The organism is Microbacterium sp. CIAB417, from assembly GCF_022788845.1.
Map to the genome: position 1 here is coordinate 631225 of NZ_JAHZUT010000002.1, position 22222 is coordinate 653446.

At 70.3% G+C, this 22222-nt stretch carries 19 protein-coding genes; 2 read left to right on the plus strand and 17 right to left on the minus strand.

All coding sequences use genetic code 11. From position 1 onward, the window contains the following. Positions 1-11: 11 nt before the first annotated feature. The 7 genes from KYX17_RS09695 to KYX17_RS09725 all read right to left on the minus strand — a co-directional run bounded on the left by KYX17_RS09695 (position 12) and on the right by KYX17_RS09725 (position 8401). Positions 12-1466 (minus strand): sugar transferase, encoded by a 1455-nt coding sequence (locus tag KYX17_RS09695; RefSeq protein ID WP_243227285.1) that lies wholly within the window; start codon positions 1464-1466, stop codon positions 12-14. 449 nt (positions 1467-1915) lie between these two features. Further along, positions 1916-2482 carry a TetR family transcriptional regulator gene (locus KYX17_RS09700; RefSeq protein WP_243226787.1) on the minus strand — a complete coding sequence of 189 codons (567 nt, stop codon included), beginning with the start codon at positions 2480-2482 and terminating at the stop codon, positions 1916-1918. 91 nt (positions 2483-2573) lie between these two features. Next, on the minus strand, positions 2574-3950 hold the full coding sequence (locus tag KYX17_RS09705) for an amidohydrolase family protein (protein WP_243226788.1): 1377 nt from the start codon (positions 3948-3950) through the stop codon (positions 2574-2576). A 33-nt stretch (positions 3951-3983) separates the two neighbouring features. Beyond that, positions 3984-5603 (minus strand): ABC transporter permease, encoded by a 1620-nt coding sequence (locus tag KYX17_RS09710; RefSeq protein WP_243226789.1) that lies wholly within the window; start codon positions 5601-5603, stop codon positions 3984-3986. Next, complete coding sequence (locus KYX17_RS09715) at positions 5600-6376, minus strand: ABC transporter ATP-binding protein (RefSeq protein WP_243226790.1); 777 nt, start codon at positions 6374-6376, stop codon at positions 5600-5602. The genes KYX17_RS09710 and KYX17_RS09715 overlap by 4 nt, the downstream gene beginning before the upstream one ends. Beyond that, positions 6373-7407, minus strand: coding sequence for an ABC transporter substrate-binding protein (locus tag KYX17_RS09720; RefSeq protein WP_243226791.1), 1035 nt, complete (start codon positions 7405-7407; stop codon positions 6373-6375). The genes KYX17_RS09715 and KYX17_RS09720 overlap by 4 nt, the downstream gene beginning before the upstream one ends. 85 nt (positions 7408-7492) lie before the next feature. Further along, on the minus strand, positions 7493-8401 hold the full coding sequence (locus KYX17_RS09725; protein ID WP_243226792.1) for a nucleoside hydrolase: 909 nt from the start codon (positions 8399-8401) through the stop codon (positions 7493-7495). 184 nt (positions 8402-8585) lie between these two features. Between KYX17_RS09725 and KYX17_RS09730 the strand changes: the two genes are divergently transcribed. Continuing rightward, positions 8586-9632: a LacI family DNA-binding transcriptional regulator gene (locus KYX17_RS09730; RefSeq protein ID WP_243226793.1), complete on the plus strand. Its 1047-nt coding sequence runs from the start codon at positions 8586-8588 to the stop codon at positions 9630-9632. A gap of 110 nt (positions 9633-9742) precedes the next feature. On the opposite strand, the gene KYX17_RS09735 is transcribed toward KYX17_RS09730, so the two are convergent. The 9 genes from KYX17_RS09735 to KYX17_RS09775 all read right to left on the minus strand — a co-directional run bounded on the left by KYX17_RS09735 (position 9743) and on the right by KYX17_RS09775 (position 20082). Next, a complete protein-coding gene (locus KYX17_RS09735; protein ID WP_243226794.1) occupies positions 9743-11215 on the minus strand; it encodes an FGGY family carbohydrate kinase in 1473 nt (490 codons plus the stop codon). A gap of 39 nt (positions 11216-11254) precedes the next feature. Continuing rightward, complete coding sequence (locus KYX17_RS09740) at positions 11255-12058, minus strand: BtpA/SgcQ family protein (protein WP_243226795.1); 804 nt, start codon at positions 12056-12058, stop codon at positions 11255-11257. A 53-nt stretch (positions 12059-12111) separates the two neighbouring features. Next, a complete protein-coding gene (locus KYX17_RS09745) occupies positions 12112-12900 on the minus strand; it encodes a DeoR/GlpR family DNA-binding transcription regulator (RefSeq protein ID WP_243226796.1) in 789 nt (262 codons plus the stop codon). After that, positions 12891-14243, minus strand: a complete 1353-nt coding sequence (locus KYX17_RS09750; RefSeq protein ID WP_243226797.1) for an amidohydrolase family protein — start codon at positions 14241-14243, stop codon at positions 12891-12893. Before KYX17_RS09750 ends, KYX17_RS09745 begins: the two co-directional genes overlap by 10 nt. Continuing rightward, positions 14240-15826, minus strand: a complete 1587-nt coding sequence (locus KYX17_RS09755; RefSeq protein WP_243226798.1) for an ABC transporter ATP-binding protein — start codon at positions 15824-15826, stop codon at positions 14240-14242. Before KYX17_RS09755 ends, KYX17_RS09750 begins: the two co-directional genes overlap by 4 nt. A 25-nt stretch (positions 15827-15851) precedes the next feature. Next, the gene (locus KYX17_RS09760; protein ID WP_243226799.1) at positions 15852-16946 is read right to left on the minus strand and encodes a BMP family ABC transporter substrate-binding protein; all 1095 of its coding nucleotides are present in this window, start codon (positions 16944-16946) and stop codon (positions 15852-15854) included. Between the two features lie 44 nt (positions 16947-16990). After that, positions 16991-18040, minus strand: coding sequence for an ABC transporter permease (locus tag KYX17_RS09765; protein WP_243226800.1), 1050 nt, complete (start codon positions 18038-18040; stop codon positions 16991-16993). Next, the gene (locus KYX17_RS09770) at positions 18037-19155 is read right to left on the minus strand and encodes an ABC transporter permease (protein ID WP_243226801.1); all 1119 of its coding nucleotides are present in this window, start codon (positions 19153-19155) and stop codon (positions 18037-18039) included. Before KYX17_RS09770 ends, KYX17_RS09765 begins: the two co-directional genes overlap by 4 nt. A gap of 555 nt (positions 19156-19710) precedes the next feature. Beyond that, positions 19711-20082: an SdpI family protein gene (locus tag KYX17_RS09775; RefSeq protein WP_243226802.1), complete on the minus strand. Its 372-nt coding sequence runs from the start codon at positions 20080-20082 to the stop codon at positions 19711-19713. A gap of 187 nt (positions 20083-20269) precedes the next feature. On the opposite strand from KYX17_RS09775, the gene KYX17_RS09780 reads away from it, so the two are divergent. Further along, positions 20270-21052, plus strand: a complete 783-nt coding sequence (locus tag KYX17_RS09780) for an acetoin reductase (protein WP_243226803.1) — start codon at positions 20270-20272, stop codon at positions 21050-21052. Between the two features lie 85 nt (positions 21053-21137). On the opposite strand, the gene KYX17_RS09785 is transcribed toward KYX17_RS09780, so the two are convergent. After that, positions 21138-21974 carry a hypothetical protein gene (locus KYX17_RS09785; protein WP_243227305.1) on the minus strand — a complete coding sequence of 279 codons (837 nt, stop codon included), beginning with the start codon at positions 21972-21974 and terminating at the stop codon, positions 21138-21140. Positions 21975-22222: the final 248 nt, after the last annotated feature.

A 22222-nucleotide genomic window follows, 5' to 3' on the forward strand; every position in this document is an offset into this window, starting at 1 on the left:
TCTCGCAGGGATCAGTGCGCCGTCTCGCCAGGGGCGAGTGCGGCTTTGGCGGTCTTGGTGAGGATGACGAAGTCGCCGAGCAGCGACCAGTTCTCGACGTAGGAGAGGTCGAGACGCACCGTCTCTTCCCACGAGAGGCTGGAGCGGCCGCTCACCTGCCAGAGGCCGGTGATGCCGGGCTTCACGAGGAAGCGGCGGTGCACGTGCGTGGAGTACTGCTCGACCTCGTTCGGCAGCGGCGGGCGCGGGCCGACCAGCGACATCGAGCCGCCGATCACGTTGAACAGCTGCGGCAGTTCATCGAGGCTGAACTTGCGCATGATGCGCCCGATGGGCGTGACACGCGGGTCGTTCTTCATCTTGAACAGCACCTCGTTGCCCGAATCGATGCCCTCCTCGCGCCGCTGGCGCTGCAGGTTCTCGAGCAGCTCCTCGGCGTTGGTGACCATCGAACGGAACTTGAGCATCGTGAACTCGCGACCGCCGCGTCCGATGCGCGTCTGACGGAAGAGCACAGGGCCCTCCGAGGACAGACGGATGCTCATGGCGAGGAACACGAGAACAGGACTGAGCAGGACCACGCCGATCGTGCTCGCGAAGATGTCGACCGTGCGCTTCAGGAAGAGTTGCCCCTTGCTGAAGCGCGGCGTCTCGACGTGGATCAGGGGGAGTCCGGCGACGGGGCGGGTGTGCAGGCGCGGGCCTGCGATATCGACGATGCTCGGCGCGAGCACCAGGTGCTGGCGGCCGGCTTGCAGCCCCCAGGAGATCTCTTTGACTTTCGTGGGCGGGAGTTCGTCAGTGCTCGTGACGGCGACCGTGTCGGCGCCGGCGCGCTCCATTGCACGATCGACCGCGTTGACGCTGCCCATCATCGGGATCTCGGTTCCCGGGACGAGAGCGCCGACCTTGCCTGTGGGGGTGCACGCACCGACCACCTTGTAGCCGGCGCTCGGCGTGCGGGCGAGCTCGCGAGCGATGTTCGCCACCGACTCGACAGAGCCGACCAGCAGCACCCGGGCCGCGTACTCGCCCACAGACCGCTGTGCGATCAGCCACTGCCGCCAGAGCCAGCGAACAGTGAGCAGCACGAGGACGCCGAGCGGCAGGCTGATGAGCAGGAACCCGCGCGCCAGGTCGATCTGGAAGAGGAAGGCCACGATCGCGACCGCGCCGAACAGGCGCAGACTCGAATCCGCGACGCGCACGTACTCGGCCGAGCCCGTGCCGAACACGCGCGGGCTGCGGGAGTCGCTCCACGATAGAGCGCCCATCCAGGTGATCACGAGGATGGCGGAGAACACCCAGTAAGAGAGATCGGTCCACCGGGCGTCGTGCGCGATGGTGAGCTGGGCGTTGCCGAGGCCGAACCACGCGATCTGAGTGCCGTAGACAACCCAGATGACTGCGAGCAGGTCGCTGATCCACAGGCGGCGCTGATAACCACGGCGCCAGTTCTTCGGCATCCGGTCGGTCGTTTGGACGGGGCCGGTCGTCAGGGCCTGACGGGCCGCATCCGAAATGATGGGCTGCGGCGAGGTCGCCGGAGTCTTGGGGCGCAGGAAATGGTCGGGAAGAGACGGTGACGCGTTCTTCGCTTTCCGCGACTCCGTCGTCGCATCGACCTCAAAATCGGTCGACACACTCTCCCCCTTCGCCAGTCGTGCATTGCTGACGGGCCGCACGTTACCAGGTGAATGTGACGGTGATGTGTCAGGTGATTCATCTGGATTCATGGGGCGCGTCTCTGCGTGCGATGCTACTGCCCCCGTTTGGTGGACACAGTCCACCGAATGGGGGACAAGCACATACTGTCCTGATCCTGCGCGGAATGGGGATGTGTTGCGATCCGCGCCGGATGAGTAGTTCTGCGTTGCGGGGCGCTCTGCGGGGCGTTTCGTCTCGCTGCGCTCGCTCAACGACCGGTGGGTGGGAGGGCGTCGGCGAGGTGCGTGAGCTGGGTTGCGACCCAGGCGCCGTACTGCTCGTCGGACCATCCGCGCGCGTGCGTGAAGTGCAGATAGGTGCCCGGTCCCGTCAGTGCCCCAGCACGTCCGCCGCCACCTCGACCGACCCTTCGGGGATGCGGCCGCGAGACGCGAACCATCCCGCGCTCAGCCGCATGTCGCGCTGGCGCCGCTCCTCGAGCTCGAGGTAGGCCGCGCGGGCCGCCGCATCCGCATCCGCCGCCGCCATCAATCGCCTGCACGATCGCCGCCGAACGCCGGTTCGCCTCGGTGAGGAACGCGACGTAGCGTGCGCGCGCGGTCTCGAACTCCGGCTCAGCCATGGTCTCGGCGACAAGGGGACGCTCGGTGAGCGAGTGCGCCCCCTCGTCGCCCGCGAACGACGTCTCGAACGCCGCGATGAGCAGCGCATGCTTGGGTCCGTGCAGCTGCACGGTCTGCGCCGAGACGCCCGCCCCCGCGGCGATCGCCTTCATCGATGTCGCCGCGTAGCCGTCGCGGATCAGCAGATACACCGATGACGGCGCGGGAAGGCCGGACCGGATCGCGCGATCGGGTTGACGTAGCGCAGGCGCGTGGCAGCCCCGCGGAAGGGAAGCGCGCGGGTCAGGCGATCACGTCGGCGAGCTCGCGCTGACGGCGACGGGCCCGTGCACTGATGTCGGCAGCATCCACCGTCGTCACGCGGCCATCGGAGACGACCTGCGCGCCCTCGACATAGACCTCCACGACGTCACGCCCGCTGGCGCACTCGTACAGGAACGACTCCTCCGAGTCGTAGCCGGCAGCATCCGGGCTGTCCATCGAGATCACGACGAGGTCCGCGCGCTTGCCGGTCTCGAGCGACCCGATCACCGCGCCGAGGCCCATGGCCTGCGCCCCGCCGCGCACCGCCATCTCGAGCGGCTCCGCGGGATCGATCTCGTTGCGGTTGTGCCGGTGCACGCCCTCGACGAGCTGCTGACCGACCCGCGCGATCATCGCGACGCGGAACAGGTCGAGGGTACCGAGCGACGCCACGCCGTCGGTGCCCAGGCCGATGTCGACGCCGCGCCGCCACATCCGTACCGCCGGAGCCGGGCCGATGCCAAAGTTGCCCTTCGCGCAGTGCGCCGCCGAGACGCCCGCGCGCGCGAACGCCGTGATGTCGTCGTCGCCGACGAGGACCGAGTGGGCACCGTGGAGCGCGGGCGTGAAGACCCCGATGGATTCCAGGTACTCCACCGGTCGGTGGCCGAAATTCTCCAGCGCGTAGTCGATCTCGTACGTGCCCTCGACGAGGTGCGTGTGCACCTTGACGCCCCGCTCGCGTGCCTCGCGATGCACGTCGACGACGAGCGGCGTCGAGCACGCGATGATCTGCCGCAGCGACATCCCGCCCGTCACCCGGATCGATCCGTCCGCCGCCGACGGCAGCGCCTCGACGACATCGATGTTCTGCTGCAGCGCCCGCTCGGTCGTCTGTTGCATCGAACCCGGGATGCGCCCGCCGCCGTCCATCGTGCTCACCGACACGGATCCACGGATGCCGGTGCGCCAGGCGGCGCGCGCCATCGCCTCCGGATGCGGGCCACCGGCCTCGAAGAACGTCGTCGTCCCGGTTGCGAGCATCGCGGAGTACGCCAGCAGCCCCGACAGCTCGACGTCGTCTTCGCTGAGAGCCGCCTCGAACGGCACCAGGTACTCCCGCCAGGTCGGCACCCGCAGCGCCCGCGATCGGCGCAGGGTCGAGATGAGTCCCCGCATCATGGTCTGCGCCGTGTGCAGGTGCGCGTCGACCAGGCCCGGCATGACGATGCGCCCCTGCAGATCGCGGCGTGCGGCGGGTGAGAACCGGGCGCGCAGGTCGGCGGTGTCGCCGATCGCGACGATGGCTCCGTCATGCACGGCGAGCGCTCCGTCGCGGTGGACGGTGCGGTCGTCGTCGAAGGTCACGACGAACGCGTGCTCGAGGAGCAGATCGATGGAACGGGGCGTGGACATGGGACTCCTGAGGTTCGGGAGGACGGGGGAGGATCAGGCGGCGATGCCGAGCCGGGCGGTCACGACCCGATCGAGCCAGCCGATGGCGGCGTAGGCGACCAGGGCGACGACGACCAGCAGCACGCCCGCCGCCCACAGCGCGAAATAGTCCGCGCTGATGGATGACTGGGTCAGCAACTGGCCGAGGCCCTTGCCGGTGGCCAGCCACTCAGCCAGCGTCGCGCCGCTGATCGCCGCGGGCACGGCGATGCGCGCCGAGGCGGTGATCGAGGGGAGTGCGTACGGGATGCGCACCAGCACGGCGGCCCGTGACGACGAGCCACCCGACGCGCGGATGACATCCAGCGCACCGTCGGGCGCCGAGCGCAGTCCGGCCGACACCGTGACGAGCGTCGGGAAGAACGTCACGAGGGTGACCAGCACCGTCACGCCCAGCAGGCCCCGCCCGAACACCACCATGAGCAGCGGCGTGAGGGCGAGCAGCGGAATGGAGCGAAGCACGATGGCGAAGGGCATGAGCGTGCGCCCGAGCGCCGGGAGGGCGGCGAACAGCACGGCCGCAGCGACCGCCAGGACGGTGCCCACGGCGAACCCGACGACGGCATCGAGGAGCGTCTGTCCCAGTCCGCCGCCGAACGCGCCCCAGAACGCCGACGCCGGCTCACCGGTGAGCGGATTGCCTGCGACGAGGAATTCCACGATCTCGCCCGGCGTCTTGGTGAAGAACGCCGGCAGATCGAACACCGACCGCAGCGCCTGCCAGAACCCGACGAGAAGCACGAGCGACACTGCCGCCGCGATGAGGGCCTGCCAGCGCGGCAGGCGGGACGTCTCGGAACCGGCCACGCCCGTGCCGACCCCGGCGCCGCGGCCGGCCCACGGCAGCAGGACGCGCGCCAGGAGTGCGATGACGCCGTAGCCGAGCGCCGCGATCGCGCCGATGAACACCGCGACCGCCCAGGTGCGGTCGGTGAGGAACGCCTGCTGCGAGTTCACGATGATCGCGCCGAGCCCCTTGTCGGCCCCGAAGAACTCGCTGATCACCGCTCCGAGCACCGCCGCCGGCACGGCGATCTGCAGTCCGGCGACGAGCTGGGGGACGGCGCTCGCCGCGCGAACGAAGCGAAGCCGGGCGAGGTTGCGTCCGCCGCTGGCGGTCACCACATCCAGCGCCGCGGAATCCGTGGACCGCAGTCCCAGCAGCAGGCCGACCAGCAGCGGGAAGTACACCTGCAGGGCCGTGATCACGATGCGGGAGGTGTCGGGCGCGAGCGCGACGATCAGGATCGGCGCGATCGCGACGAAGGGGATGGCGTGGATCACGATCGCGACCCGCATCACGACCGGTTCGCTCACCGGAAGCAGCAGACACAGCGCGGCGAGCGGCACCATGACCGCGACCGCGGCGAGCAGACCGCTGCCGGCCACCTGCAGCGTGACCGACGCTCCCCGCAGGAGGAGGTCGGCATCGGCGATCAGCTGGGCGACGAGCGTCGTCGGGTACGGCACGATCCCCGACGAGGAGAACGCGAACGCCACGGCGCACCACACGGCCAGGATGACGAGCACCACCGCGGTGCCGAGCGCGAGGCTGCGCAGCGTGCCGCCGGTCGCGCCCCCGCCGCGCCGGCCGCGGGGGAGGGCGACGCTCACGCGGCCGCTCCCGACCGCGCGGCGAACAGGAGATCCGACAGGCGGTCGCGCAGGGAGTGGAACTCCGGGCTCCGCTGCTGCGCCGCCGATCGCGGCCGGTCCAGGTCGATCGGCACCTCTTCGACGATGCGACCGGGCCGGGCGGCCATCACGAACACGCGGTCCGAGAGCATGACCGCCTCGTCCAGCGAGTGGGTGACCAGCAGTGTGGTGGTCGGGCGCTCGGTCCAGATGCGCTGCAGTTCCAGGTTCATGCTCTGCCGTGTCATGTCGTCGAGCGCGCCGAACGGTTCGTCGAGCAGGAGCACCTTGGGTTCGAGCACGAGCGATCGCGCGATCGCCACCCGCTGCCGCATCCCGCCCGACAGCTGCGAGGGTCGAGCGTGCTCGAAGCCACCCAGTCCCGTCAGCGCGATGAGGTCGGCGATCGCCTTCTTGTCCGTGCGCCGCCCGGCCACCTGCAGCGGCAGGGCGATGTTCGCCTCCACCGACCGCCAGGGCAGGAGAGCGGAGTCCTGGAAGGCGACGCCGATCTCGTGCTGCGCCTGCACGCGCTCGGGTGAGATGCCGAGCACGCTCAGCGAGCCGCCGGTCGGGGACTCGAGTCCGGCGAACATGCGCAGCAGCGTCGACTTGCCGCATCCGGACGGCCCGATCAGCGCCGTGAAGGAGCCGGCCGCCGTGCTGAGCGAGACGTCACTGAGCGCCTCGACCGTGCCCGTGCGCGTGCGGAACTGCTTTCCGACGTGCGCGGCGTTCAGGCCGGTGGTCACTCGAACGCCTCGTCCTCGACCGACAGGTCGAACAGCTCGGACGTGTCCGAGTCGATGCCGACGGTGTCGAAGAACGTCTGGAGCCGCGCGAGTCCCGCCTCGTCGACATACAGCAGGCCGTTCTCGCCGATGTTCTCCTGCGAGAGCTCCGCCCAGATCTTCGCTCCCGCGATCTGCGCGTCGAGGTCCAGACCGAGGTCGGCGCCGTACGTGTCGTACACGATCTGGCCGGCGGCCTCGGGGTCGGCGGCCGCGTCTTCGGCGCCGTGACGCACGGCCCGCAGCATCGAGGTGATCAGCGAGCGCTCCTCATCGTCCTGCAGCGACGACGCGCGCGACACGAAGACGCCGCTCCAGCGGTCGTAGCCGTAGTCGGCCAGCGGGATGCTGACCACGTCGAGACCCTGCTGCTCGAGCGCGACGGGCTGGTTGGCGAGGGTGCCGGTGATCGCGTCGACCTCACCCGAGGCGAGAGCTGCCGGGTCGGAGCCGACCATCACCCGCTCGATCTGGTCCGGGTCGACGCCCACGAGCCGGAAGAAGGGGTCGTACACCGGCTGGTCGGTCTGCGACATGCCGAGCGTGTGGCCCACGAGGTCGCTCGGCTCGGTGATCCCGGAGTCCGCGAGTGTGACGATCGCCGAGGAGGTCGTCTGGTAGGTCGCTGCGAGACCGACCAGGCCCGATCCCGCGGCCGCGGACCGTGCGAGAGCCTCCGCCGACAGCACGCCCATGAGGGCGTTGCCGCCCGCGACCTGCGCATCGGCCGTCACGTCAGGGCCGCCGGGCAACAGGGTGATGTCGATGCCCTCGTCGGCGAAGTAGCCCTTCTCGGCGGCGACGATGGTGGCCATGTTCTCGACGTTCGGCGTCCAGCCCAGCTGGATCGAGACGGGCGTGAGGGTCTGCGCGGAGCCGTCGTCGGTGGTGGTCCCGCCGGCGCAACCGGCGAGGGCGACGCCGGCCACGGCGAGCAGGGCGCCGGCGGCGAGAGCCGTGCGATGGGCGGGGCGGATGAAGGGGACAGGCATGGTTCCTCCGATGGTGTGGGTGCGGTCTCGGGTGGAGCGGATGGGGGTCTGTGGCCGGCCTCGGGGGATCCGGAGGCCGGAGCGGTCACACGGTGAGCGCCGCTCGGAGCGCGTCGGCGTGGAACGCGTCGATCAGTCGCACCGGTGCGCGGTCCGAGGTGGCATCGCGCTCGTCGACCACCGTGACGCCGTGGGCGAGCCCGCCGTCGTGGACGACGCGCACACGGTGTTCGCGCGCGGATGCGATGCACCCGGGCGCCAGGGCGGCGGCCATCGCGAGGGGGTCGGGGCGGCCGAAGTCCGTGTTCGCCGCGTACCCGGGATCGTTCGAGATGCGGTGCTCGTGCAGCGCGCGCAGGGTGCGCGCGGGCGCACTGTCGCCCGCCCAGAATCCCTCGAGCTCGGCCCGTGAGAAGCGGTGCGCCAGCGACGCATCCCAGGTCAGCAGGGTGATGTGACGCATCCGGGCGAACACGACCTCGGCGGCGACCGGATCGGCGAAGATGTTGAACTCCGCGTTGAGCGAGGCGTTCCCGTGCTGCGCGGGACTGCCGCCCATGATCGTGAGGTCGGCGACCAGGTCGGGAAGCCCGGGCTCGAGCGCGAGGGCCAGGGCGAGGTTCGTGAGCGGACCGAGAGCGATGATCCGCAGGGTGCCCGGATGCTGTCGGGCGAGCTTCGCGATGGCGACCGCCGCGTGCTCGGAGTGCGGCCGGCGCGTCGCGCGTTCGCGCGGGAATCCCGCGAGCCCGTCGTCACCGTGGATGTGCGCGGCGTCGACCGGAGCGCCCGAGAGCGGGAGCGCGGCTCCGGCGTACAGCGCCACCTCGGGAGCCCACTGCTCGAGCAGCCAGGCCGCGTTCTCGGTGACGGCCCCGAGGCCGACGTTGCCCGCGACGGTGGTGATGACCAGCTGCTCGGGCGGCAGCATCCGGCACGCCATCGCCAGGGCATGGGCGTCGTCGAGGCCGGGGTCGGTATCGATGATGTACACGGGACTCCTGCGGGTCGGTCATGAGATGATGGCATAAGCCAAATCGATTTGGCATCAACCTACGCCGCCGCTGGGCGACCGACCGCCGCGGAAACGAGACTGTTACACGGCGGGAATCCGACCGTCACGTGGCGCGGGCGTCGGCGGCCGGGGCTGATTAGCATGAGCGAGGGAGGGCGCCCGGATGAGCACATCGGCACGCGGCTCGGTCACGATCGCCGACGTCGCGCGCGAAGCGGGCGTCTCGCGCACCACCGTCTCGCACGCGCTGACCGGCAAGGGTCGTGTCGACCCCGCAACCCGCGCGCGGGTCTCGGATGCCGCCGAGAGGTTGGGCTATCGTCCGAACGTCCGCGCGCAGCGGCTGCGCGGTGGGCGCTCGAAGACGGTCGCCATCCTGTCGGCCCTGCCGCCGTCGATCGTCGGCGAGAACTCCGAGATGGGATTCCTCATCGACCTCGCCGTCCCCGCCGCGCGAGCATGCCTCGCGCACGGGTACGCCATGCTGCTCGTGCCCCCGGGCGCCCCGCCCGAGCACCTCGACGGACTGGACATCGACGGCGCCATCGTGCTCGACCCGCGCGAGGACGACCCGAACTGGGCGGCGCTGTCGGCGCGGGGGATCACCGTGGTGACGATCGGAGAAGCCCGCGGCGTCGTTCCCGACGGCGTGCTCGAGCGCGGGCTCGCCGGTGCCGAGACGATGATCGACCACCTTGTTGCCGAGGGCGCCCGACGTATCGGCGTCATCGTCTCCGAGGAGCAGCACGCCCTGTCGGCCCTTCTGCCCGACGCCTTCGCGGCGTGGGGATGGCGTCGCGGCGACGCCGAGATCATCCTCGCGCGGGCGCGAGCCTCGGACGGGACGGATGCGGGAGCCCGCGTCACCGCTGAGTTGCTCGCCCGCGAGCCCGGCCTGGACGCCGTGTACGCCCCGCTCGACGCGTTCGCCGTGGGGGCGATGCAGGCGGTGACGGCCTCCGGGCGCCGCGTGCCGGACGACGTGCGCATCGCCACCAACTACGACGGGCCCCGTGCCGCCGCGTGCATCCCACAGCTGACGACCCTCGACCTCGACCTGCCGGAGATGGGCCGGATCGCCGTGGCGATGCTGGTCGCGCTGCTGGACGACGCGCCGGTGCCCCGCCGTACGGCGCCCGCACCCCGGGTCATCGTGCGCGGATCCACCCGCGCCGGTGCATCGTCGGGCCCGGTGGTCTCCCTGGGTTAGTTCGGCGCGCGCTCGGGCCGCGTCGTCAGCATATCGGCGCGCCGTGCGGGGGTCGGGCCGACATCGCGTGGGACGGCACCGTCACCGTCACACTCGCGGTGCCCCTCCGCTCACCGCCGCGCGAGCGCCCGCATCGTCAGGGCCGTCGCGCCGGCGAGGTCCCGCCACATGCCGTAGGCCTCGTCGTAACGCTCGACGAGAGAGGGCACCGGATCGATCGTGTCGCCCGCGCGCACCACCTCGAGCGCCTCCGGCCAGGCCGCGAACGACCCCGCTCCCATCCCGGCCGCGAAGGCGGCGCCGAGCGATGCACCCGGATGGTCGCGCACCGTGCGCAGCGGCGTCGCCAGCACCGAAGCGTGAATCTGCTTCCACAACAGCGAGGTCGCACCACCGTTGGTCACTGTCGCCGATGTCAGCGACACCCCGCGCGAACGCAGCACCTCGGCGTTGTGACGGAAGCCGAAGGCGATGCCCTCCAGCGCGCTCCGATACACGTCCGCCGCATCGTGGCCGAGATGCAGGCCCGCGAACACACCCCGCACATCCGGATCATTCAGCGGGCTCTTCTCGCCGAGGAAATACGGCAGGCAGAGGATCTCCGCGGCCTGCCGCTCGGCTGCTACCGCATCCATCGACCGCAGATCGTCGATGCGCAACACCGACTGCACCCACCGCACCAGGCTGCCGCTCGTCGCCATGCACCCGTTCGGCAGCCACAGCCCCGGCACAGTATGCGCATCAAGGAAGAACCGCTCATCGACCACCGGCGCATCCGTGACGGCGAGGATGTCTCCCGCGCCGCCGAGCTTCACCAGCCAGTCCCCCGCCGCGGCGAGTCCCGCACTGTACGCCGAGAGCACGTGGTCCGCCCCGCCCACCACCAGCGGGACGCCCGCCGGCAGCCCGACCCTGTCGGCGACCGTCGCACTCAGCCCTCCCACGACCTCACCAGAGGCTCGCACCGGCGCGAGCCGATCAGCGAGCCCCGGCACCGCCTCAGCCATCGGAGCGAACACCCCGCCGTCGAGATCGAACAGCCCCGACTCGAGCGCCCAGTTCGCCTCCACGTGCCGCGCAGCACCGAGCTGCATCAGCACCCAGTCGTACGAGCCGACGAGTGCACGGGTACGACACCACGAGTCCGGCTCGTTCGCCGCGACCCACATCGCCTTCGGCGCCACCGACTGCTGGCTCGGAACGGACCCGGTCGACGCCAGCGCGCCCGCATCCGCGGTCTCGACCGCCAGCATCCGCACCTCGTCCCTCGCGCGCGCGTCGTTCTGCAGGATCGCCGGACGCACCGGCTGCCCGCTCTCGTCGACGAAGACGAGGGCCGGCACCATCCCGGTCGTCGCGATCGCGCCGACCGCACGCCCGCCGGCGCGAGACACCACCTCCGTCAACGCGGACAGCACGTTCTCGCGCCACTGGGCCGGGTCCGCCTCCGCCCACCCCGGATGGGGCGAGCCGAGCCTGTTCGCCCGCGTGGCCTGCGCGACCACCCCCACGCCGGGGTCGACCAGCACCACCTTCACCCCGGTGGTGCCGATGTCGATCCCGACGAGCAGGCGCTCCGTCATGCGTTCTCCCGTTCCGTCCGCTGCGCGTTCCGCCGCACTCTACGCGTGAGCGGCGTCGACGAACCGACGCGCGCGGTCGGCATCCACCGGGTTCCAGGTGTAGCCGTCGACCTTCAGCGACGACCCCACGATGCAGCCGTCGGCGATGGTCAGCATCTGCGCGATCGTCTCGGCCCGCGCCCCCGTGTTCAGCAGCACAGGCACCTCCGCGGGAACCGCCTCACGCACCTCTCGCAGCACCGAGGTGTCAGGCCCGGCACCTGCCATCGGGCCCGAGACCAGGATCGCATCCGACAGCGACGAGACCACGGTCGACTTCGCGATCTGCGCGAACGACCGCGACCCGATCGGCGACGCGAACTCCGGAGAGATGTTCATCAGGACCGCGACCTCGGTCGCGTCGAGGCGACGCCGCTCCCGCAGCGTCTCGGCCGCATCCGTGTTCCACAGCCCCATGTCCGACTCCCAGACGCCCGTGACGACCTCACGGAGGAAGGACGCCCCCGTAGCCACCGCCGTGGCCAGGGCGATCCGCGGGTCCCAGAGATAGTCGACGCCGAACGGGATCGACGTCGGCCGGCACTCGGTGACGACCCGCGCCATCACCGCGGCTGCCTCCGGCCCCGCGTGCAGCTGATACGGACGGTCGTTCTCGTTGCAGAACATGACCGCGTCGAAGCCGGCATCGACGAGCACGTCGACATCACGCCTGACGTGCTCGACGAGCGCATCGACGCCGCCCTCGGCGTCGTACAGCGGGGTGCCCGGCAGCGCCGGAACGTGCGCCATCGCGACCAGCGGCGTGTCGGTGTGCGGAAAAAGGGCGCGAAACAGAGAGGTCATGATGCTCCATCACTCGATTGAAAGGAAAGGTCAGCGGCGCGGGACGCCCACGCCTACACGGGACGCGGCACCGGCGCCGGCACGAACACGACCTCGGTGCCCGCGGCCTGGGCCTCCAGCACGGTCGGATGCGACGCCTCGGCGTCGGTGACCAGCACCTCCACGGCCGCGAGCGGTGCGATGTTCACCAGGTGCACGCGCCCGAGCTTGGCCGCATCCGCCCCCACCACCACACGCCGTGCGGCGGCGACGGCGGCGCACTTCACGGAGGCCTCCTGCGGGTGGTACTCCGTGAGGCCCCGCTCGGCGTCCACTCCGGCGACGCCCGCCACATACGTGTCGCAGTTGTACGCGGCGATCACCCGCTCGGCCTCGGAGCCGATCACGCTGAGCTCCCCCGGCCTGACGACCCCGCCGGCGAGGATGACGGTGGTGTCGGGTTCGTCGGCCAGCGTCGCCGCGACCGTCAACGACGGGGTGACGACCGTGAGCCCCAGGCCTCGACCGCACAGCGCCCGCGCCACCGAGGCGACCGTCGAGCCGCTGTCGAGGATGACGGTCTCACCGGGCGACAGCAGATCGGCGATGGCCCGGGCGATATGCGCCTTCGAATCGACCGCACGACCTGCGCGCGACCCGTAAGAGGGCTCGAACGCCGTGCCGCCGACGGCGATCGCGCCGCCCGCGATCCGGCGCACGACACCGGCCGTCTGCAGCGCCTCGATGTCGCGCCGGATCGTCATCTCGCTGACGCCGAACTCCTGCGCGAGCTCCGCGAATTGCACCTCGCCGTTGCGGATCACACGGTCCTCGATCGTGCTCCGCCGCTCCGTCACGTCCATGATGATCCCCTGTCACCCCGTGCGATCCTCGACACCAGGATGTCGTAATCCCGCTGCTGCTGGGCGAGCGCGGCCGCGACATCCACAGAGAGCACCTCCCGGTCGCGCATCAGCCACCGCCCGGCGACCATCGAGTCGCGCACCGAGGCCCCGCTCGTGCCGTAGACGAGCGCCGCCTCCAGGCTCTGCGCCCCCACCGGTCCGCGAGCGATCTCGGCCAGCGGGATCGCGAGCAGATCCGCAACGGCGCCGGGCTCGATCCGACCGTCCTGCGGCGCACCGCCGAGCGCACGGTGACCGTTGACCGTGGCGATACCCAGGATCTCCCGCGGCATCACCTGGTTCGGCACCTGCGAGGTGAAGGCCGCCAGCTTGCCGAGCAGGCGCATCTCCTCGAAGAGATCGACGTTGGTGTTGTTGCAGACGTTGTCGGTGCCGAGGGTCACGGTGACCCCCGCATCCAGTGCCGCCCGCACGGGCGCCGCCGGCACTCCCGACTGCATCGCGACCGACGGGATCACCGCCATGGCGGCCGACGTGCCCGCTAGCAGAGGCAGCTCATCGACCGGCACCGTGTTGCAGTGGGCAAGGATGGTCGGCACCGAGAGCATGTCCATGCGGCTCAGCTGCTCCAGCGCCGACGTGCCGTACGCCGACCGGCAGTACTCATCCTCCTCACCGGAGGTGGAGAAGTGCACATGAAGTCCGACCCCGAGCCGGGCCGCCGCCTCGCGCTCGGCGAGCATCGCGTCGGGCCGGTTGTCGACGAAGAAGGCGTGCGGCCCAAGCCAGCCGCGCACGACGTCCGAGACGCCCTGCATCGACTCCGCGAACGCCGTCGCTGCGGCGATCTCGCGCGCCCGGGCCTCGTCGTCGCCGAGCTCGACGATGCCCCACGCCAGCGCGGCGCGAAGGCCCGACTCGATCACCGCCGGGGCGATGCGGTCGGCATAGAAGTACTGGTCTGCGAAGGTCGTCACGCCGTGCCGGATGAAGTCGGCGCAGCTCACCGAAACGGATGCGGGCACGAGGTCGGGCGTCAGGTGCGCCTCCCGGGTGCGGAGCACCTGCAGGAAACCCTCCATCGTCAGCAGCGAATGCCCCTCCGCGACGCCCCGCATGAGCGACATCGGGGTGTGGGCGTGGGTGTTCACCAGGCCCGGCATCACGAGCACCTCTCCGAGGTCCACGACGCCCGGACCACTCGGCCGACTGTCGCGCACCGGCCCGACGGACACCACCCGGCCGCCGTCGATCTCCACGACGCCCGGGGAGTAGGTGATGCCGGGAGGGCTCCACACCACATCCGCCACGATCAGGCGGGGATCCGCGTGCTCGGTCATACTGCGTCCTTTCCCGCCGCCATGATGCGGCCGATGCGTTCCCGATCGACATCCGCCCGATCGAAGGGACCCACGAGCTCACCGCGGTACATCACCGCGACGCGATGCGACAGCGCGAGGACCTCATCGAGCTCCGTCGACACCAGCACGACGCCGGCCCCGGCCGAGCACGCGTCCAGCAGGGCGCGATGGACGAACTCGATCGAGCCGACATCGAGACCGCGCGTCGGCTGATTCGCCAACACGACCGCCGGCTCGCCCGCCAGTTCACGACCGATCACGATCTTCTGCAGGTTGCCACCGGAGAGCGACCTCACCGCACGGCCCGCCGCGGCGCCGCGCACCTCGTAGTCGGCGATCAGCTTCTGCGCGAACCGGCGCCGGGCACGTCGGCGGATGAGCCCGAAACGACTGAACCGCCGCGATCGGAATGCCGTCGCCGCGGCGTTCTCCTCCAGCGTCGCATCCAGGTTCAAGCCGACGCGCATGCGGTCGGCGGCGATGTGTGCGATTCCGGCGGCACGCCGCTGCGCAGGCGAGGACGCCGTGATGTCTCGATCGGCCAGCCGGATGAGACCGCCCGCGACCGGGGTGAGTCCGGCGATCGCCTCGACCAGCTCGTCCTGGCCGTTACCGCTGACACCGGCGATGCCGACCACCTCGCCGCGCCGCAGGCCGAGGGTCGACCCGGCGCCGTGGTCGCCGTCGCGGCGGTGGTCGTGGTCGCGGTGGTCGCCGTGGTGGTCGCCGTGGCCGCCGTGGCCGCCCAGCCGCACCCCCTCCAGGCTCAGGACGACCTCGCCCTCCTGGAGGCCGCGGGTCGCCGAGGCCGCGTGGACGTCGCGCCCCACCATGAGACGGGCCAGTTCCGCGTCGTCGGCATCGCCGCGCGCGAGGGTCGCGACCACGCGCCCCCGCCGCATCACGACGATGCGGTCGGCCACGGCCTGTACCTCCGGGAGCTTGTGAGAGATGAACAACACCGACCGGCCCCCGGAGGCGAGCCCTCGGATCATCGTGACGAGCTCGTCGGCCTCCGCCGGGGTCAGCACCGCCGTCGGCTCATCGAAGATGAGGGTCTGCGCATCGGCGGCGAGCGCCTTGAGGATCTCCACACGCTGCTGCGAGCCGATGGACAGCTCGCCCACCTTCGCCGCGGGATCGATCGACAGCCCGCTCTCGGCGGCGACCCGGGCGACCCGATCACGGGCCGCCCGGTCGTCGTACAGCCCGGAGCGAACCGGCTCGTGACCGAGCAGCACGTTCTGCGCGACGGAAAAGCTCGGCACCAGCTCGAAGTGCTGATGCACCATGCCCAGTCCCGCGTCGATCGCATCCTGGGTGGTGCGGATGTGTCGCACGCGTCCGTCGACGAGGATCTCGCCGGCATCGGCGCTGTGCACCCCGAACAGCAGGTTCATCAGCGTGCTCTTGCCGGTGCCGTTCTCGCCGATGATCGCGACGACCTCGCCGGGCCAGACCTCGAGTGAGACATCCGCGACGGCGAGCACTCCGGTCGAGGCGAAGTACTTGCGAAGGCCCCGCAATTCGAGTCGCGGCGCGGGCACCGAGGTCTGGCCCATGATCATCTCCTGTGTCCGGCGTCGGTCAGCTGCTGAGCCCGAGGGCGGTGCACTGGTCGGACGTCGGGTCGTTCAGCGCGTCGCACACCTCGATCTGGCCGTCGAGGATCTGCTGCGACAGCTCTGCGACCTTGGCCTGCACGTCGGGCAGCAGCGCGACCATGTCGGCGGGGCCGTTGTCGGCGAAGACGGTCGACCCGTCATCCCACGACAGCCCGCTCACGCCGTCGGCCATGCCGGCCGCGACGAAACCGGACTGGAACTCGCCGTCCATCGCGGACTTGATGAGGTTGAAGGTCGTCATGTCGACGCGCTTCATCACCGACGTGATGACCGTGCCCGGGGCATCGCCATCCTGGTTCGAGTCGACACCGATCGCGTACTCGCCCTCCTGCTCCGCGGCGGTGAAGACGCCCTGGCCCGACAGCCCCGCCACGGCGTAGACGATGTCATTCCCGTCCTGGTAGAGCGCGAGCGCGGCCTCCTGCCCGACCGAGGGGTCGGAGTACTCGTTGTTGAGGTAGCTCGGGGTGACCACACAGTCCGCGCACGCGGCGAGCACGCCCTGTTTGAATCCGTAGAAGAACTGGTTGATGCCCGGGTTGTCACCGCCGAGGACGGCGCCGACCTTCTTGGTCGTGGTCATCGCGCCCGCGACGTACCCGCCGAGGAAGCTCGACTCGTTGACGTTGATCGAGTACGCCTGAACGTTGTCGGGCAGCTCGTCGACGAAGATGTCGCTGGGGACGCCAAACAGCTGGTCGGGATTCTCCTCCGCCACCGCGAGCAGCGAGTCGGGGTCCAGGCCCGGGGCGAGGATGATGTCCGGGTGGGTCGCCACGGTCGAGCGCAGCACGCTCTCCTGCTGCGACACCGACTCGGCCTCCACGACGCGACCGGTGACGCCCAGCTGTTCCTCCGCCAGCTTCGCGCCGGCGATCGAGGAGTCGATGTAGCCGCCGTCGCCGGCAGCACCGGGGGTGACGAGCGCGTAGGTGAACGCTCCGTCGGCCGAGCCGCTGGATGCGGCCGTGCTCGCGCCCGAACAGCCGGTCAGAGCCAGCGCGGAGACGACACCGACGGCGAGCGCGAGACCGCCGGTTTTGTGGATGCGGGACATGGTTCCTCCTGGAGATGAGATCGACGCGAGCCGCGTCGACGGGATCAGTGGTGCAGGGTGGAGCGTCTGGGGGCGTCCGGCGCGGTGTCGTCGGCCGGGGGGTCGGAAGGATCGACGCCGGCATCCGATCGCGGAGCGACGGCATCCGTGCGCCTGCGTCGAGGCAGTGCCAGCGAGATACGGGAACTGTTCGACCAGAGGCGAAGAACCTGGCCGCGCGAGGTCGAGCGCAGTCCCACCAGCACAAGGGCGACGAAGGCCGCTCCCTGAGGGATGAACTGAGTGAGGTTGGCGGGGACGTCGAACTGCTGCAGGCGGATGCTGGCGGCGCTCGCGAGCCCGAACACCCCGGCGGCCGGGATGAGGAACGCCGGCTTGTTGAGCGCGAGCAGTGCGGCGGTGATCCCGATCCATCCGCGATCGGCGCTCATGTTGCGGGTGAAGAGCCCGAGATCGCCCACCGAGAGGAACGCGCCGCCCAGACCCGCGATCGCGCCGGCGACGATCAGCGTCAGCACCTGGGACCGGCCGACCTTCAGGCCCGCGCTCGCCGCAGCAAGCGGCGCCTCGCCGACCGCGAGCAGATGACGACCTGCCCGGGTGCGGAACCACAGCGCGATCGCCGGCACCAGCAGGTACGCGAGGTAGACGAGCCAGTTCAGGCGGGAGAGCAGATTGCCGGCCACCGGCAGGTCGCTGAGCACGGGGACGCTCACGGCCGCGATCGGGTCGATGTCGGGCTTGTAGGTTCCGACACCGCCGAGGAAGGAACGCATCAGGAACACCGTGAGCTGCAGCACGAGGATGTTCAGACCGATCGCCAGCACGACGAGGTCGACACCGAGTCGGTGCGCCGCGGCCATCACCGCACCGATTGCGGCGCCGGCGGCAGCCGCGGCCACGACGCCGAGGAGGGTGTTGCCGGTGCCGGCAGCGACGAGGATGCCGACGAAGGCGCCGATGAGAACCTTCGACTCGATCGCGAGATTGAGGATCCCCGCCCGTGCGGAGAGCATCGAGGCGATCGCCGCGAACAGGATCGGCGTGGTCAAGCGGATGCCGGAGTTCAGGAAGTCGGCCAGGACGACGATCATGCGGATGCTCCGATCCGGGGTGGAACAGCGAGGTTCCGGTCGATGAGCCGGTTGGCCCGCCGCCGTTCTCGGGCGCGTTCGATGCGGGTCGTGAGGGGTGCCTGCACGGCGACGAAGACGATCATCAACGCCAGCACGGTCGATCCGATCTCCCGGGGGACGCCGAGCACGATCTGCAGTCCGTTGACCGCCCCCACCGTGATGCCGGCATAGAGGAAGCCGACGATCCCCGCACCGATCGCCGTGGTGCCCCCGAGGATGGCGGCGGTCAGGCCGGTCAACCCGGTGCCGTCGCTGAAGCCCTCGATCACCCGGTAGTTGGCACCGAGCACCTGCACGGCTCCGCCGATCCCGGCGAGGGCACCGCCGATCACCCCGGCACGCAGCACGCTGGATGTCGCGGACATCCCCGCGTAGCGGGCGAACATCGTGGCCTCGCCGCTCATGCGTTGCTCGTATCCACGGGTCGTGCGCGAGAGGTAGAACCAGACCGCGACGCAGGCGATCGCAGCCAGCACGAAGGCCAGTCCCGACTTCGTCGACGCGTCGAAAACGGGCAGCTTCGCCGTGTCCGCGATCGCGGGCGTGTACCCCACGGTGGAGGCCTCCGCCCGCAGCGGATAGTTGACGAGGAAGTCGACGAGCAACCCCGCGATCGCATTGAGGACGATCGTGATGATGAGTTCGTTCACCCCCAGGTACACCTTCAGCGCCGCGGGGATGAGACCCCAGCCGGCGCCGACCGCGGCGGCTGCCGCGATGCACAGCACGGGGTGGATAGCGGCCGGTGCTGGGACAGCGAACCCGACGACCGCGGCAGCGAGGCCGCCCAGCGCGTACTGCCCCTCCTGGCCGATGCTGAACAGGCCGCTTCGCAGGCTGACGACGGCGCCGAGGGCGCAGAAGATGATCGGACCGGCCAGCGCGAGAGTACCGCCCACGTTGCAATAGCCCGGGTCGCAACCGAAGCCCGCCTGCACGACCGTGGCGGCGGCATCCAGTGGCGGCACACCGAGGGTCGAGATCAGCAGCCCTCCGACGAGCAACGCCAGGACGACGGCAGCGACCGGCAGGGCGGCGCGAAGCGCGGCCTGCTCGACACCTTCTCGCGTCACGGCACTTCCTCTCCCTCCGGCCCGCAGGAGCGGGCACGTAGAAGAATGACGTGACGGTGTAACAGAATCACACTGTTTGCGTTTCTCGGATGTAACAGATTCACATCCACTGCGTGCCAGCGCGCCGAATCGGTCCTAGGGGCGAGACTTCTGCTCGACCTCCCACCGATATGCTCCGAAGCGTCGCTCACCGATTCAGTCGCTCACCGATTCAGGGGGAACCATGAACGACTGCATGGGCGCCGGACTCGGCATCGGCATGTTCCTTTGAGAGATCCCCGTTCCGCAGTGCTGTGGCCCGCGTCGTTGCGAGTTGGCAGGAGAATACTGAGCCGGCCCGCCTCCCCGTCAGGGTGAGCACTCCCCTCCTGCGGGAGGGGGTTTAGGGTGCCTGCCCTGCGATCAGATGTCGCCCGGCGCGCGCTGCGCTCGGTCATGGCGACCGGTCCTATGCTGTCGGGCGCCGTTCTCCGGACCCCGGCGCGATTGAAGTCGGTGGAAGCGGCGCGCTGATCCGCGTATCGCCCTGACGCCATGAGCGTTCGCCGGCGGAGCTCAGCGGTCTGAGCTCGCCGAGACCTCTGCCGCGGCTCGGCTGCCCACGCGCGCGCCGTAGAGCACGAACGCCAGCATGACGCCGCATCCCACGAGCACCGACGCCGCGAGCATCGTCTCGGGCACGGGGAGAAGGGCGACGAGTCCGCTCGCTATCGACGCGACTCCCCCGAACGTGGTCGGCCGCTTCGCGCGGATATGAGCTGCCAGCCATGCTTCTTCGCTGGCCATCGTGCTCGGCACCCGGATCCCCGCGACGGCGTTGCGCATGAGGCGCCCGGACGCAGTCGCTCGGGCCATCCAGATGATGAGGATTCCCGCTCCCACCATGAGCACCAACAGCACGATCCGTACGGCCAGGTCCTCACCCATCACTCCACCGTACCGAGAGCCCCGAGCGCGGCCGTCGGCGATCCCGCCCGCAACATCATCCGCGCGGCACGGCAGCCCGCAACAAGAGTAAGAAGGAAGAAGGGTGCACCGCCGACCGCGGCACACCCAGCAGAACGGATACTCCGCGAACAGCGGCGTATCCAGCAGAACGAACAGGAGTCACTTCATGACAGAGAACAAGGTCGCGCTGGTCACCGGTGCGGGTCAGGGCATCGGCCGAGGCATCGCTCTCAAGCTCGCCGGTGACGGATTCGACATCGCGGTGGCCGACCTCCCGTTCCAGGAGGAGAAGGCACGCGCCGTCGTCGCGGAGATCGAGGCGATGGGCCGCAAGGCCATCTTCGTGGCGGCAGACGTCTCGAAGAAGGCCGACATCGAGGCCGCGGTCGACGCCGCCGCCTCCCAGCTGGGCGGGTTCGACGTCATCGTCAACAACGCCGGCATCGCTCAGGTGAAGCCGATCACGGAGATCACCGAGGAAGAGCTGAACACGATCTTCGCGATCAACGTCAACAGCGTCGTCTTCGGCATCCAGGCCGCCGCCGCGAAGTTCACCGAGCTCGGGGTGAAGGGCCGGATCATCTCGGCGGCGTCGATCGCCTCGATCAAGGGGTTCCCGATCTTGGGCGCGTACTCGGCCTCGAAGTTCGCCGTCCGCGGCATCACCCAGGTCGCCGCCCAGGAGCTCGCTCCGCAGGGGATCACCGTGAACGCCTACGCTCCCGGCATCGTCGGCACGGGAATGTGGGATCTGATCGACGAGAAGCTGTCCGAGATCAACGGGAAGCCGCGCGGGCAGAACCTGAAGGAGAACGTCGACAGCATCATGCTCGGCCGCATCGAGACGCCCGAGGACGTCGCCGGTGTGGTGTCGTTCTTCGCGGGGCCGAACGCCGACTACGTCACCGGTCAGGTGCTGCTGGTCGACGGCGGCATGCTCTACAACTGAGCCGTTCCCGGGGCGGCCGCCGGCGCGGCGGCTGCCCCGGTGCCCACCCTCCTCGCCGCCGGGATCTACGACCGGCTCACCCACATCAGCGGATCAGTGTGGTCATGGTGTCGCCGGACCATGCCAGGAGGCCTTCCGGCGTCGCGGCTGTGGCCGCCGGCGCCTGCGCCTCGGCGCTCGTGACCATCACAACCTCCCCGTCCACGATCGCGATGGCGACCGCATCCGTGCCCACGGCCTGCCACGCGCCGTCTACGAGTTGATACGCCGTCCCGTCACAGATCAGGCCAACTGTGTCGCCTGCAGAGCGGAGCCCCCATGCCGAGGCGCAGGGGGCGTCGACCGCGCCGGTGGGGCGGATGACCGAGCCGGGGTTCGTCGGGTCGATGTAGGTCGAGGCGGCGAGCACATCGGGGTAGGGCTCCCAGAACTGGCCGTAGGTGAAGGTGCGCAGCGCCTGCATCTCGCAGCTTGGGCCCACCCGCGCGATGATCTCGGCCTGATCGCCAGCGAGCGGCTCGAGCGAGAGCAACTGCGTGATGCCGCGATAGGTGGGGGTGACGTCTTCCCACGTCTCGCCGTCGTCGGTCGAACGCTCGATCACCGGCGCCGGGCCGTCGCACTGGCCGGCGGTGCCGCGCCACATCGCACCGTCGCCGACCGCGAGGAAGCGCTCGTCGGCGCCCGGCGGGGCGGGGACCGGCGGCGTCGTCGGGGTCGGTGTCGGCGTCTCGGCCGGCGTCGGATCGGTGAACGTGGGCACCGGCCGCGGCGTCGAATCGGCCGCATCGCCCCCGCGCGCGTGCTGCAGCGCGAGCACCACCAGCACCACCACGACGACCGCGACCACCGCCACACCGACACCGGCCAACCAACGCGCGGTGATCGAGAACGAACGCGACGTGGACCGGTGCCTGACCATGCGTGCGACTCCGAGTTCGGTGGGGGATGCCGTTGCCGACTACGGTAGCGCGTGCATTCCGGCCGGCGCCGTTCGCGTCTCGGCAGCAAGGTGTGACGGGTGTCCGGGATCGTCCGGGAACGGTGCACGACGAGACTCTGGATTGCGAGTCCAGACGCGTGTCCGCTAGCGTCTGCCCGGAGAGCACACCGCGGGGCGGAGTGCGATCTGGAAGTCGCGAAGCGGCTTCCATGGGGGAAGCCGCTTCG

What these genes read in the sequence shown, in the direction of transcription:
- KYX17_RS09695 (WP_243227285.1), bottom strand. Translation starts at nt 1,466, where the DNA reads ATGCCGAAGAACTGGCGCCGTGGTTATCAGCGCCGCCTGTGGATCAGC.
- KYX17_RS09740 (WP_243226795.1), bottom strand. Translation starts at nt 12,058, where the DNA reads ATGACCTCTCTGTTTCGCGCCCTTTTTCCGCACACCGACACGCCGCTG.
- KYX17_RS09735 (WP_243226794.1), bottom strand. Translation starts at nt 11,215, where the DNA reads ATGACGGAGCGCCTGCTCGTCGGGATCGACATCGGCACCACCGGGGTG.
- KYX17_RS09755 (WP_243226798.1), bottom strand. Translation starts at nt 15,826, where the DNA reads ATGGGCCAGACCTCGGTGCCCGCGCCGCGACTCGAATTGCGGGGCCTT.
- KYX17_RS09780 (WP_243226803.1), top strand. Translation starts at nt 20,270, where the DNA reads ATGACAGAGAACAAGGTCGCGCTGGTCACCGGTGCGGGTCAGGGCATC.
- KYX17_RS09705 (WP_243226788.1), bottom strand. Translation starts at nt 3,950, where the DNA reads ATGTCCACGCCCCGTTCCATCGATCTGCTCCTCGAGCACGCGTTCGTC.
- KYX17_RS09745 (WP_243226796.1), bottom strand. Translation starts at nt 12,900, where the DNA reads ATGGACGTGACGGAGCGGCGGAGCACGATCGAGGACCGTGTGATCCGC.
- KYX17_RS09730 (WP_243226793.1), top strand. Translation starts at nt 8,586, where the DNA reads ATGAGCACATCGGCACGCGGCTCGGTCACGATCGCCGACGTCGCGCGC.
- KYX17_RS09760 (WP_243226799.1), bottom strand. Translation starts at nt 16,946, where the DNA reads ATGTCCCGCATCCACAAAACCGGCGGTCTCGCGCTCGCCGTCGGTGTC.
- KYX17_RS09765 (WP_243226800.1), bottom strand. Translation starts at nt 18,040, where the DNA reads ATGATCGTCGTCCTGGCCGACTTCCTGAACTCCGGCATCCGCTTGACC.
- KYX17_RS09785 (WP_243227305.1), bottom strand. Translation starts at nt 21,974, where the DNA reads ATGGTCAGGCACCGGTCCACGTCGCGTTCGTTCTCGATCACCGCGCGT.
- KYX17_RS09750 (WP_243226797.1), bottom strand. Translation starts at nt 14,243, where the DNA reads ATGACCGAGCACGCGGATCCCCGCCTGATCGTGGCGGATGTGGTGTGG.
- KYX17_RS09720 (WP_243226791.1), bottom strand. Translation starts at nt 7,407, where the DNA reads ATGCCTGTCCCCTTCATCCGCCCCGCCCATCGCACGGCTCTCGCCGCC.
- KYX17_RS09775 (WP_243226802.1), bottom strand. Translation starts at nt 20,082, where the DNA reads ATGGGTGAGGACCTGGCCGTACGGATCGTGCTGTTGGTGCTCATGGTG.